Source organism: Micromonospora sp. LOL_021, assembly GCF_048060215.1.
Taxonomy (GTDB): Bacteria; Actinomycetota; Actinomycetes; order Mycobacteriales; family Micromonosporaceae; genus Micromonospora_E.
The window spans coordinates 41,898-54,286 of sequence record NZ_JBHMIN010000015.1; the positions used below are offsets into that span (position 1 = coordinate 41,898).

Sequence of the window (12,389 nt, forward strand, 5' to 3'; positions counted from 1 at the left end):
ACTCGGTGGCCCGGTGCCGGGGGCTCGACACCAATCATCGTGGTTTTGACGTTCGCGGCATACCGCTTCGTGGGTGCCGACCCGGCTGAGGGTGCCGGTCGGCTGCCCGGCAGACGATAGTCCGTACGGCTGGGCGGGGGCGACCGGCATCGGCGTTACTCACCGGTATCCTCGCACTCGAGCAGGATATCGAGGGAACACTCCAGGCGAGGGAGGGCGTGATGACGTCCGGGCCGGCGTTCGATGTCTATCAGTTACCAGAGGAGCACGCAGCGATCCGGGAAGCGGTCCGGGAGGTGTGCGACGCGAAGGTCGCTCCCAACGCGGCCGAAGCCGACGAGACCGCACAGTTTCCCACCGCGTCCTACGACGCGTTGCGGGCGGCGGACTTCCATGCCCCGCACGTCCCGGAGCAGTACGGCGGGGCGGGCGCCGACGCCCTCGCCACCGCGATCGTCATCGAGGAGGTCGCGCGGGCCTGCGCATCCTCGTCGTTGATCCCGGCGGTCAACAAACTCGGCACGATGCCGCTGCTGCTGGCCGGCTCGGAGCAGTTGAAGGAGCGCTACCTGCGGCCGGTGGCGTCCGGTGCGGCGATGTTCTCGTACTGCCTGTCCGAGCCGGAGGCGGGCAGCGACGCGGCATCGATGACCACTCGCGCGGTTCGCGACGGCGACCACTGGGTGCTCAACGGGGTGAAGCGGTGGATCACCAACGCCGGTGTCTCGCAGTACTATACGGTCTTCGCGGTCACCGAGCCGGGCGCCCGGTCACGGGGGATCTCCGCGTTCGTCGTGCAGAAGTCCGACCCCGGGGTGAGCTTCGGCGCGCCGGAGAAGAAACTCGGTATCAAGGGGTCACCGACCTGCGAGGTCTACCTGGACAATGTCCGGGTTCCGGCGGACCGGATGATCGGCGAGCCGGGCACCGGGTTCGCCACCGCGATGCGCACCCTGGACCACACCCGGGTGACGATCGCCGCCCAGGCCGTCGGCATCGCGCAGGGCGCGCTCGACTTCGCCCGCGGGTACGTGCGGGAGCGCCAGCAGTTCGGCAAGCCGATCGCCGACTTCCAGGGTGTCCAGTTCATGATCGCGGAGATGGGCATGAAGCTGGAGGCGGCCCGGCAGATGACCTACGCCGCTGCCGCCCGGTCGGAGCGCGCCGACGCCGACCTGACCTTCTTCGGAGCGGCGGCGAAGTGTTTCGCCTCCGACGCGGCCATGGAGATCACCACCGACGCGGTGCAACTGCTCGGCGGGTACGGCTACACCCGGGACTACCCGGTCGAGCGAATGATGCGGGACGCCAAGATCACTCAGATCTACGAGGGCACGAACCAGGTGCAGCGGATCGTGATGGCACGCCAGTTGTTGACACCCTGACCTGACCTGCGGCCGGACCTGAGCCTGCGGGTCCGGCTCAGTTCGGGGACTCTCCGGCGTCGTCGGGCCGGGCCGGCAGCACCGTCGTGGTCTCGTCGCCACCGTCCGGGCCGTCCGCCGTCCGGACGATCCGGGTGGTCTCGTCCGGGTCGGTGGTGGTCGGTTGGCTGATCCGGGTGGTCTCGTCCGGATCGCCGCCGGTGACCGCCGGTCGGGGCGGTGCGAACGCCGACGCCTGGGGCAGCACGACGGTCGGATCGTCCCGCCGGTGCCCCGGCGGGGTCAGCCGCATCGTGTCGTGCTCCGAGTCGGTGCCGGTATCCGTCGCCGATCGGGCTGGCCGCAGCGGCGGGTTGGCGGCCGCCGGGAACGCGATGGTCCGAGCCGGATCGCCGGTCGGCGGCTGGGCCGACCACGCCGGCGGTCCGGCGCTACCGCCGTATCCGCCCGGGTTGCCGTATCCGCCGCCGGGGTCGGGCAGCGGGGCGGTCCGTGTCACGTCCTGCGGCGATGGTCCGCCGGCATACAGCGCCACCATCCGTTCACCCCGCCAACGACGTGGGCTGAACACGGTGGCCAACAACGGGACGGCCAGCACCACGGCGAGCCCTTCGGCCGGCGCCGTGAGGACGAAATCCGTACCGAGCAGCCGGCGCGGCATCGTGTCGTAGAAGCCCACGATGTCGAGGGTCGCCCACACCGACACTGCGACGAACGACGCCCCGGCCAGCACCGGTCCGACCGGGGACAACCGGGGCAGTAGCAACAGCGCGTACGACACCCCGCAGACCGCGAGCGCGGCCAACCCGATGAACACGTCGAGCGGTGGTTCGCTGTACGCGTCCCGTCGGGCCAGCGCGTACTCGCTCAGGCCGAGCCCGGCGAGGAACCAGATCACCGGTGCGAGGAGCAGGGACAGGACCAGCGAGCCCAGGTGCCGCATCTGACCTCCTCGCGGGGATGGTGCCTTCCGGCACGGTACCCGCCAGGCGCAAGGTCACCGGCGACGGTCGGTGGGTCGGTTCAGCGAATCACCCGACTGGACCGGGGGATGGGCCGGGCCGGCCGTAGCCCGTCGCCGTCGGGTCGAACGTCGTCGGCCGACGCGGCCAGTGTCGTCTTCGTTCTGGTCTTCGTCGTCGCCGACGCCGGCCGACCGGCGTCGGCTCGGTCCGGGCCGGTCGGTGCGTCGGCGGACTCGTCCGACGTCGTGGTGCTGCCGCCCGGCAGCGACCAGAGCGACGGGTCGAACTCGCCGCGTGGCCGGACCGGCAACGGCTCCGCCGCCGCCGCGTCGGAGCCGGCCTTGTCGTCGATGGTGCCGTTCGTCGCGGGCCGGGACCGCCACCGCTGCCGGCTCAGCACCGCGGTGCCGAGCAGCACCCCGAGTAACGCGAGGGTGCCGTTCTCCACCGGCTGCAGCAGTACCACCGGTTCACCGAAGAGCCGCCACGGCGTACCGATCAGGTCGCGGGCACCGAACGGGTCGACGAACATCGCGACGTACGGGGCGGCCAGGGCCAGCCCGGCGGTGAGTGGACCGAGCGGGGAGAACCGCAGCGTGCCCAGCAGCCCGAGCAGCAGACCGGCGGCGAACACGAACGCGGCCGGCGCCAGCAGGGTCGCCGTGTGGTAACTGCCGTCGGTCACCCAGCCGGCGATGGTACGGGCCGACGTCGTCTGGCCGACCGCGATCAGCAACCAGCACAGCGGTGCCGCAGCCAGACCGCTGAGGAAGCTCCAGAGATGACGCATGGGCGAACCGTACCGTTTCGGGCGGGGAGGCTCGGGCAGGGGCGCAGCGGGGCGGCGCACTTTTTCGGGTACGCGTGGGCGCACGCCGCAGCCTGTGCCCGTTGCGCTACCTGCCGACGACAGCTTGTGTTCCCGGCACGCTCCGTCGCGTCCCGGTTGGCAGGACAATCGATCAGCGGCACCGCCGCTGGCGGCGCCCGACGTACGCGAGGATGGAAGTGGACGGCCACACGCGGTCCGGCGACGCGGCCGCGACCCGGGGAGGAGTGTCAGGCGTGAGCGAGGTGCTGTGGCGCCCACCGGCGGACGTGCGGCAGCGGACCCGGATCGGTGGGTACCTGGCGTGGCTGGAGCGTACCCGGGGGCTGCGGTTCGCCGACTATCAGCAACTTTGGCAGTGGTCGGTCGACGACCTGGCCGGATTCTGGGGGTCGGTCTGGGACTACTTCGAGGTGGTCGGCCATCAGCCGGCGGAGCAGGTGCTCGCCGACGGGCGGATGCCCGGCGCGCGGTGGTTCCCCGGTGCCCGGCTCAACTACGCCGAGCACGTGCTGCGCGCACCCGGGCTGGCCGAGGACGCCCCGGTGGTGATCGCGCACAGCCAGACCCGAGCGCCGGTCACCCTCACCGTCGCCCAGCTGCGCGACGAGGTCCGCCGGGTGCGGGCCGGGCTGCGCCGGCTCGGGGTGGGTCCGGGCGACCGGGTCGCGGCGTACGCGCCGAACATCCCCGAGACGTACGTCCTGATGCTGGCCACCGCCAGCCTGGGCGCGATCTTTTCGTCCTGCGCGCCGGAGTTCGGTACCCGCAGCGTCACCGACCGCTGGCAGCAGATCGAGCCGACGGTGCTGGTCGCGGTCGACGGCTACCGGTACGGCGACAAGGCGGTCGACCGCCGGGCCGAGGTGGCGGCGATCGCGGACGCGTTGCCGTCGGCGCGGCACCGGGTGCTGATCCCGTACCTGTCGGCGGTGGCGGACCCGGCGGAGCTGCCCTGGGCCACCTCGACCTGGAGTGCGCTCGCCGCGCCGACCGACGAGCCGTTGGCGTTCGACGCGGTGCCGTTCGACCAGCCGCTGTACGTGCTCTACTCGTCGGGCACCACCGGGCTGCCGAAGCCGATCGTGCACCGGCACGGCGGCATCCTGCTGGAGCATCTGAAGATGCTGGCGTTGCATCACGACCTGGGGCCGGGGGACCGGTTCTTCTGGTTCACCACCACCGGCTGGATGATGTGGAACTATCTCGCCTCCGGGCCGGCGGTGGGTGCGGCGATCGTGCTGTTCGACGGCAACCCGGCGGTGCGCGCGGCGCCGGGCGGCCCGGCCAGCCCGGATCTGGGCACCCTGTGGCGGCTGGCCGCCGAGACCGGTGCCACCTACTTCGGCACCTCGGCGCCGTTCCTGCTGGCCTGCCGCAAGGAGGGGCTGGTGCCCCGCCAGATCGCCGACCTGTCCCGGCTGCGCGGGGTCGGCTCGACCGGTGCGCCGCTGCCAGCGGAGGGCTTCACCTGGGTGTACCGGTCGGTCGGCGAGGACCTGCAGTTGACGTCGCTGTCCGGCGGCACCGACGTGTGCACCGGGTTCGTGGGCGGCGTACCGCTGCTGCCGGTGCGGGCCGGGGAGATCGCCTGCCGATGCCTGGGCGCGCGGGTCGAGGCCCGGGCCGCCGACGGCCGGCCGGTCGTCGGCGAGCTGGGCGAGCTGGTGATCACCGAGCCGATGCCGAGCATGCCGGTCGGATTCTGGAACGACCCGGACGGCAGCCGCTACCGGCAGGCGTACTTCGACCGGTACCCGGGCGTCTGGTGCCACGGCGACTGGATCACCATCGCCGAGCATGGCGCCTGCGCGATCACCGGCCGCTCGGACGCCACCTTGAACCGGGGCGGCGTGCGGCTGGGCACCGCCGAGTTCTACTCGGTGGTGGAGGCGTTGCCGGAGGTCGCCGACTCGCTGGTGATCCACCTGGAGGATCCGCAGGGCGGGGCGGGGGAGCTGCTGCTGTTCGTGGCGTTGCGGGCCGGGGTCGGGCTGGACGACGCGCTGCGTACCCGGATCGTGCGCGAGCTGCGCTCGGCGCTGTCGCCGCGGCACGTGCCGGACGGGATTCACCAGGTCGCGGCCGTGCCCCGGACGCTGTCCGGCAAGAAGCTGGAGGTGCCGGTGAAAAAGATCCTCACCGGGGTGCCGGCCGGGCAGGCGGCGGCCGCCGGGGCGTTGACCGATCCGGCGGCGTTGGCGCCGTTCATCCGCTTCGCCGAGGACCGGGGGACGGCGGTGGGTTGACCGATTCTGCCGGGATGGCAACGCAGCGTCAGCGCAGCGCGTCTCACAGGCGTGGGTGTCTACTTCCGCTTGAAGATCACCGACACGCTGGGCGTCCGGGTCGAGGGGGCACACGCCTTCAACCCGCTGGCCGGGATCACCCGGACGTTCTGGTACCGGTTGCCAACTGACTGGGTGGTGGACGGCGCGGTGCCGCGACAGCGTCGCGAGCTGCTGGTCGACCGGCTGTACGGCCCGGGTTGGCGGGACGGCAACCCGGACGGGTCCCGGTACATCATCCTCGGCGTGCAGGAGAAGCTGCTCAGCGACGGTGAGGCGGCGGGCAAGCCGTGGCTGGCCGACCGGGCCGGGTTCTACGTGTGCGCGCCGGACGGCGAACTGCGGGAAGTGGTGCCCCGCGAACTCTGACCGGCCCCGATCGTCCGGCGGCGCAGACGACGACCACTCAGGCCAGCACCAGATCGACCTTCTCGCTGGTCACCCGTCCGTCGAGTCGCTGCCGGTCGAGGTTGCGGCAGAGCACCATGGTCGCCTCGGCGGCCAGCGGGGCCAGCAGCCAGTCGATCGGGTCCGGGTACCGGTCGCAGTCGACCAGGACCCGGGCGCCGGCCCCGACGCCCAGCTCCGCGCCGCGCTGGCGGGCCCGGCCGGCCAGCTCCGCGTCCTGCGGGTCGACCGCCGGGCACGGGGTGAAATGGTCGCCGTGGCCGCGTACCTCGGTGATGTAGTCGGTCCAGCCGGGCGGCAGTTCCCGGGCGGGTGCCGCCATCGGGGCGAGGCTGAGCAGATAGCGCTCGCCGGCGGGCCGCCGATCGACCTCGGGTACCGCCGGTGGGCTGGCGAAGAGCACTTCCGCGGCCGAGGCGCCGGGCCCGACGGCCGGGGCGGTCCGCACCGCCAGCGCGGCCGACCAGCAACCGAGCAGGACGCCGGCGGTCTGCCAGTGGGCCGGCAACATGACGTCGGCGTGGTCACCGGCGGCCGCCCCGGCCCCATCCACCACCAGGTTGGCGGTCTTGGCCACCCAGTTGGCCAGCGTCGCGCCGGACAGTTCGGTCCGGTCGCCGGTCGCGTCGTCGTACCAGGTGAGCAGGGGCCGTGTCGGGTCCGCCGCGACGGCGACCGCGAGCAGCCCGGCCAGGTTGTTGGTCATCGGGGCCGAGCGTAGCGCCGTCACTGTACGTACACGCTGTCACCGGGTGGTCTCGCCCCGCTGATCGTCGGCGGCGCGGGCTCGCCGCGCCGCGTTTTCGGTCGCGTCGTCAACACGGCGGACGGCGGCGGGCAGCGTAGTCTTGGCACACGTGTCGTTCTTCACAACCCTCCACCACCCCCTTAGAGGAGTTGCCCAGTGACCGCCGGTCGACCGCCCCGCGTACTCATCGACGCCACGAGCGTGCCCACCGACCGCGGTGGCGTCGGTCGATACGTTGATGGCCTGCTGGGGGCCCTCGGCGCGCTCATCGGCAGCGGCGTCGAGCTTTCCGTCGTAGCGCTGCGTACAGATGTCGAGCGGTACACCCGGATGTTGCCGGCCGCCGAGGTGATCGCCGCGCCGGCCGCGGTCGCGCACCGCCCGGCCCGGTTGGCCTGGGAGCAGACCGGGTTGCCGCTGCTCGCCCAGCAGGCCGGCGCCGATGTGCTGCACTCGCCGTACTACACCTGTCCGATGCGGGCGGGATGTCCGGTAACGGTGACTGTGCACGATGCGACGTTCTTCACCGAACCGGAGCACTACGACAAGTCGCGGCGAACCTTCTTTCGCAGCGCGATCAAGACCTCGCTGCGCCGGGCCAGTCGGGTGATCGTGCCCAGCAAGGCCAGCCGTGACGAGTTGATCCGGCTGCTCAACGCCGACCAGGCCCGGATCGACGTGGCCTACCACGGCGTCGACTGCGGCGCCTTCCACGTGCCCAGCGACGAAGAGAAGGCCCGGGTACGGGCCCGGCTCGGGCTGACCGGCACCGACTACATCGCGTTTCTCGGTGCCAAGGAGCCGCGCAAGAACGTGCCCAACCTGATCCGGGGCTGGGTGCGCGCGGTGCAGGACCGGCCCGAGCCACCCGCGCTCGTCATCGCCGGCGGGCAGGGCCACGACGACGACATCGACCGTGCGGTCTCCGACGTCCCGGCCCACCTGCGGCTGCTGCGTCCCGGCTACCTGCGCTACGCCGACCTGCCCGGTTTCCTCGGCGGTGCGCTCGTCGCCGCCTACCCGTCCTACGGGGAGGGCTTCGGCCTGCCGATCCTGGAAGCGATGGCCTGCGGTACCCCGGTGCTGACCACACCGCGGCTGTCGCTGCCCGAGGTCGGCGGGGACGCGGTCGCCTACACCAGCGAGGATCCGGACCGGATCGCCACCGACCTGGTGGCGTTGCTCGACGACGAGTCCCGCCGGCACGCGCTGGCCAAGGCCGGGGTGGACCGGGCCAAGGAGTTCACCTGGGCGTCCAGCGCCGAGGTGCACGTGGCGTCGTGGACCCGGGCCGCCAGTATGAACCGGGCCGATTGGTGACCCGGCCACTACCTACCGGTACGGGTAGGTATCCACCATCTCGTCGGGTGGCGTGCCCGTGCCGGGCATGATGTGCTGATGCTCTTCGCCGTCATTCCGGCGGGTGGCAGCGGCACCCGACTGTGGCCGCTGTCCCGCGCCGGTAACCCTAAATTCCTGCACCCCCTCACCGGCACCACCGCCTCGCTGCTGCAGGCGACCGTCGCGCGGCTGGCGCCGCTGACCGATCCGGAACGGATTCTGGTGGTGACCGGTGCGGCGCACGCCGCGGCGGTCGCCCGGCAGTTGGCGACGGTGCCGGAGGAGAACGTGCTCGTCGAGCCGTCGCCCCGGGACTCCTGCGCGGCGATCGCCCTCGCCGCTGCGGTCGTCGCCCGGCGTGAACCGCAGGCCGTGATGGGGTCGTTCGCGGCCGATCACCTGATAGGCGACACCGACCGGTACGTCGAGACGATCCGTCAGGCGGTGGACGGAGCCCGCACCGGCCTGCTGATGACCGTCGGTATCACCCCCACCCGTCCGGAGACCGGCTACGGCTACCTGGCCTGCGGCGACACCATCGGTCCCGGGCCGGTCCGCCGGGTCGAGCAGTTCACCGAGAAGCCAGGGCTGGCGGTTGCCGAGAAATATCTCCGCTCCGGCCGGCACCTCTGGAACGCCAGCATGTTCGTCTGGCGGGTCGACGTGTTCCTCACCGAGCTGGCCCGCCAACAGCCCGAGCTGCACGCCGGTCTGACCCGGATCGCGGCCAGGTGGGACAGCCCCGACCGAGACGAGGTGCTCGGCGACGTCTGGCCGACACTGCCCCGCATCTCCGTCGACTACGCGGTGATGGAGGGCGCTGCCGCCGCCGGGCGGGTCGGCACCGTCCCCGGCGACTTCGGCTGGAACGACGTCGGGGACTTCCACACCCTCGGCGACGTGCTGCCCGCCGATCCGGACGGCAACGTCGTCCTCGGCGTCCCAGCGGCCGAGGAGAAGCCGGGGGTGCTGCTGCGGGACAGCAGCGGCCTGGTGGTGGTGCCGCACTCCGGCCGGCTGGTCGCGGCGCTCGGCGTACGGGACCTGATCGTGGTGGACACCCCCGACGCGGTGCTGGTCTGCCCCCGCGACCGGGCGCAGGACGTCAAGCGGCTGGTGGACGCACTCAAGGAACGCGGCGAGGACGGGTACGTCTGAGCCACCCGGTCCGTCACGGCGGCGCGACGAGCCCGAGTGCGACGACGGTGCCGTCGGGGCCGGCAACGGTACCTAGCTCGGCGCTGGCGACGCCCTCGGCCGCCAGCGCCGCCCGTAGCCGGTGCAGGTCGGCGCCGAAGCGCACCAGGTCCGGCGGCGTATCGCCGGGCGGCCGGCAGCGCAGCAACGCCGAGTACGCCGCGTCGGCCGGCTGACCGCCGGCGTCGGTCAGCTCTGCCGTGTCGGCCGGCAGGCCGCCGGCGTCGGTCAGCTCGAAGCGGGTGCCGGGTGCCACCACCTCGGACACCAGCCGGACCGCCCGGGCCACGGTCTCGCCGTCGACCGGACAGCGGTCGTCGACTCCGGCGGCTGGCGCACCCGCCGGCCCGGCTGGCGCCGCTACCGGCCCGCCGGGCGGCAGGGTCGCCGCCGCGAGCAGCCCGGCGCGCCAGGCCTCCGCCGTACCCAGGGTGAACAAGTCCTGGCCTGGTTCGCGGATCAGTGGGCGCACGCCCGGCCCGTCGGGACCGGCCGGCCCCGCCAGCGGTTCCGCCCGCCACGGGTAGCCGCGGACCACCGCCACCGGCACCTGCTCCGACTTGCCCTTCACCAGGTCACCGGCGGCGGCCATCTCGTCGACCACCGCCATCTGGGTCAGCCGCAGCTCGTTGCCGTACCGGTCGGTCTGGCCGCGGTAGTCGCGCACCGGGTCGATGCCGGCTGCCCCGAGCGCGACGTCGGTCAGGCCGTTGCGCCACGGCCGTCCCATGGTGTCCGACACGACGACCGCCAGATCGAGCCCCAGCCGGGCGTGCAATCCGGCCCGCAGCTGCCGGGCCGACCGGTCCGGATCGACCGGTAGCAGCACCAGCCGGGTGGGCGCGACGTTCGAGTTGTCGATCCCGGCGGCCGCCATCACGAACCCGTGCCGGGTCCGGACGATCCGGGTCGCCCCACGCCGCGCCACCACCTCGGCGGTCTCGGCGGCCAGCACCTCGTCGCGGACCCGACCGCGGTCCGCCTCGTCGGCCGGCAGATCGACCAACCGGCCCTCGGCCTTGGAAACAATTTTGCTGGTCACCACGAGGACGTCGCCGTCGCGCAGCCACGGCGCGGCGTCCCCGATGAGCGCCGCCAGGTCGTCACCGGGAACCACCTCGCCGATCCCGGTGACCGGCAGGATCTCCAGCCTCATCCGGCCACCCCGGTGGGCCGACCGGCCAGTTCGATCGCGGCGCCGACCATCGCGGCCGTCGCCGCCGCGTCGGACATCCACAGCGGTACGGCCCGCACCTCGATCCCGTCCACCCGGGTAACCTCGTCCACCGGGTCGACCAGCCAGCCGTCCAGCAGCCCACCGGCGCGACGGGCCCCGTAGAGGGCAGCCACCCCCGCCGCCGTGCACGGTTCACCCAGCACCGCGAGGCACCGGTCGGCCATGCCGCGTACCGGTGCGTCGCCGATGATCGGCGACACCCCGACCACCGGGGCCGGGTTGCCGGCGAGCGCCTCACGGATCCCGGGTACGGCGAGCACCGGCGCGATGCTCACCACCGGGTTGCTCGGCGCGATCAGCACGACGTCGGCGGCGGCCAGTGCGTCCAGTACGCCGGCCGCCGGCTTGGCCTGTGCCGCGCCGACGAAGACGAACCGGTGGGTGGGCAGCGCGCCCCGATGGCGTACCCACCATTCCTGGAAGTGGATGGCCCGCTCGCCGCCGGCATCGGGCCCCTGCTCCTGTCCCTGCCCCGACCCCTGCCCCTGCCCCTGCCCCTGCCCCTGCCCCGGGCCCGGGCCCGGGCCCGGGTCGGAGACGACGACGTGGGTCTCCAGCCGGTCGTCGGTGGCCGGCAGCAGCCGCAGCCCCGGCTGCCAGCGGGCGCAGAGCGCCTCGGTGACCGCCGACAGCGGGTAGCCGGCGTTGAGCATGGTGGTACGGACCAGATGGGTGGCGACGTCCCGGTCACCGAGCCCGAACCAGGTGGGTTCCGCCTGGTACGCGGCCAACTCGTTCTTCACCGCCCAGGTCTCACCGACCCGGCCCCAGCCACGCTCCGGATCCGCGCCACCGCCGAGTGTGTACATCACGCTGTCCAGGTCCGGGCTGATCCGCAACCCGTGCAGGATGACGTCGTCACCGACGTTGACCACGGCGGTCAGCTCGGCTCCGGTGCGTCGGGCGTACTCCCGCGCGCCGACCAGGAACTTCGCGCCGCCGATCCCGCCGGTCAGTACCACGATCCGCATACCGTCCATCCTCGTCCATCGGCGGAGCACTACGCTCACCGGCATCGACCGCCGCCACCTGCGAGCACCGGGAGAATGCGTGACCACCCAACCAGAGGCTGGGCCCGGCGAACGGCCGCCAGCCAGAGATCTCACCATGCCGCTGCGGGAGCTCGCCGCCGCCGTCCTGCTCGGTGCCACCGCGGTGTTCCTGTTCACCTCGTTGCTGGACCTGCTTGTCCCGTACCGGCTCGGCGTCGGGCCAGGGTTCGCCCGCCGCTCGGCGGACAGTTTCGGCAACTTCGTCAACCTGGCCACGATCGGCTTCCCGTTGCTGGCGGTGCTGCTCGCCACGCACCTCACCCCGGAGCTGGGCCGGGCCCGGCTGATGACCCTGGTCGCCCTCGTCGAGTACGCGGTCGCCGCGGTGTTCGGCGGTCTCTTCGGGCTGCTGGTCGGCTTTGTCGTGCTGGTCGACGACACCATCCGCGGCGGATTTCAGGCGTTGTTGAGCCGGGCCGCCTGGCTGGCGGTGCTCGGTGTCGCCGGGTACGCGCTGTGGCGGATCTGGCAGGGGCGCTACCAGGTGGCACGACCGAGGCCGCCGGCACCGGGTGGCTACGGGCCACCGCCGGGCTACGGCCCTCAGGGCCAGTACGGTCCGCCGGGTCAGTACGCCCCGACCGGGCAGTACGGTCAGCCGGGCCCGTACGGCCCACCGCCACCCGGCTACGGCCAGCCGGGTCAGTACGGTCAGCCGGGCCCGTACCACCAGCCCGGTCAGCCCGGACCGGCGTACCCGCCACCGCCGCCGCAGGGCGGCCCGCATCCGATGTACGCGCCACCTCCGCCGGCGGCGCCGTCATCCGGACCGCCCACCCCGCGCGGGCCGGCTGGGAACGAGGCCGGACCGGCTGGGAACAAGCCGGGGCCGGCTGGGGACGGGCCCGGACCGGAGGAGCCGGGCTCGGCTGGGACGACCCAACGGATCTCCTGATCAGCGCCGGCCGCCGGTGGTCGCTGTGGCGAGCGCCACCGGCC

11 protein-coding genes are annotated in these 12,389 nt (G+C 72.9%); 6 read left to right on the forward strand and 5 right to left on the reverse strand.

All coding sequences use genetic code 11. The features are described from left to right. Positions 1-221 precede the first annotated feature (221 nt). Positions 222-1,385 carry an acyl-CoA dehydrogenase family protein gene (locus ACFHWT_RS12620; protein WP_416594788.1) on the forward strand — a complete coding sequence of 388 codons (1,164 nt, stop codon included), beginning with the start codon at positions 222-224 and terminating at the stop codon, positions 1,383-1,385. 37 nt (positions 1,386-1,422) lie between these two features. Here the strand turns inward: ACFHWT_RS12620 and ACFHWT_RS12625 are convergent, their stop codons facing one another. Beyond that, positions 1,423-2,328: a hypothetical protein gene (locus ACFHWT_RS12625; RefSeq protein WP_416594789.1), complete on the reverse strand. Its 906-nt coding sequence runs from the start codon at positions 2,326-2,328 to the stop codon at positions 1,423-1,425. 80 nt (positions 2,329-2,408) lie between these two features. Further along, complete coding sequence (locus ACFHWT_RS12630; protein WP_416594790.1) at positions 2,409-3,140, reverse strand: hypothetical protein; 732 nt, start codon at positions 3,138-3,140, stop codon at positions 2,409-2,411. 275 nt (positions 3,141-3,415) lie between these two features. On the opposite strand from ACFHWT_RS12630, the gene ACFHWT_RS12635 reads away from it, so the two are divergent. After that, positions 3,416-5,428 (forward strand): acetoacetate--CoA ligase, encoded by a 2,013-nt coding sequence (locus ACFHWT_RS12635; protein ID WP_416594791.1) that lies wholly within the window; start codon positions 3,416-3,418, stop codon positions 5,426-5,428. A 69-nt stretch (positions 5,429-5,497) separates the two neighbouring features. Further along, complete coding sequence (locus ACFHWT_RS12640) at positions 5,498-5,836, forward strand: hypothetical protein (protein WP_416594792.1); 339 nt, start codon at positions 5,498-5,500, stop codon at positions 5,834-5,836. 37 nt (positions 5,837-5,873) lie between these two features. Here ACFHWT_RS12640 and ACFHWT_RS12645 read toward each other — a convergent pair whose 3' ends face one another. Further along, on the reverse strand, positions 5,874-6,581 hold the full coding sequence (locus ACFHWT_RS12645; protein ID WP_416594793.1) for a TIGR03089 family protein: 708 nt from the start codon (positions 6,579-6,581) through the stop codon (positions 5,874-5,876). A gap of 198 nt (positions 6,582-6,779) precedes the next feature. On the opposite strand from ACFHWT_RS12645, the gene ACFHWT_RS12650 reads away from it, so the two are divergent. Beyond that, positions 6,780-7,943 (forward strand): glycosyltransferase family 4 protein, encoded by a 1,164-nt coding sequence (locus tag ACFHWT_RS12650; protein WP_416594794.1) that lies wholly within the window; start codon positions 6,780-6,782, stop codon positions 7,941-7,943. 78 nt (positions 7,944-8,021) lie between these two features. After that, positions 8,022-9,122: a mannose-1-phosphate guanylyltransferase gene (locus tag ACFHWT_RS12655; RefSeq protein WP_416594795.1), complete on the forward strand. Its 1,101-nt coding sequence runs from the start codon at positions 8,022-8,024 to the stop codon at positions 9,120-9,122. Positions 9,123-9,135: 13 nt separating this feature from the next. Here the strand turns inward: ACFHWT_RS12655 and ACFHWT_RS12660 are convergent, their stop codons facing one another. After that, positions 9,136-10,317 (reverse strand): coenzyme F420-0:L-glutamate ligase, encoded by a 1,182-nt coding sequence (locus ACFHWT_RS12660; RefSeq protein ID WP_416594796.1) that lies wholly within the window; start codon positions 10,315-10,317, stop codon positions 9,136-9,138. Next, positions 10,314-11,369 (reverse strand): 2-phospho-L-lactate transferase CofD family protein, encoded by a 1,056-nt coding sequence (locus ACFHWT_RS12665; RefSeq protein ID WP_416594797.1) that lies wholly within the window; start codon positions 11,367-11,369, stop codon positions 10,314-10,316. The genes ACFHWT_RS12660 and ACFHWT_RS12665 overlap by 4 nt, the downstream gene beginning before the upstream one ends. 79 nt (positions 11,370-11,448) lie before the next feature. On the opposite strand from ACFHWT_RS12665, the gene ACFHWT_RS12670 reads away from it, so the two are divergent. Beyond that, positions 11,449-12,345 carry a hypothetical protein gene (locus ACFHWT_RS12670; protein WP_416594798.1) on the forward strand — a complete coding sequence of 299 codons (897 nt, stop codon included), beginning with the start codon at positions 11,449-11,451 and terminating at the stop codon, positions 12,343-12,345. Positions 12,346-12,389 lie beyond the last annotated feature (44 nt).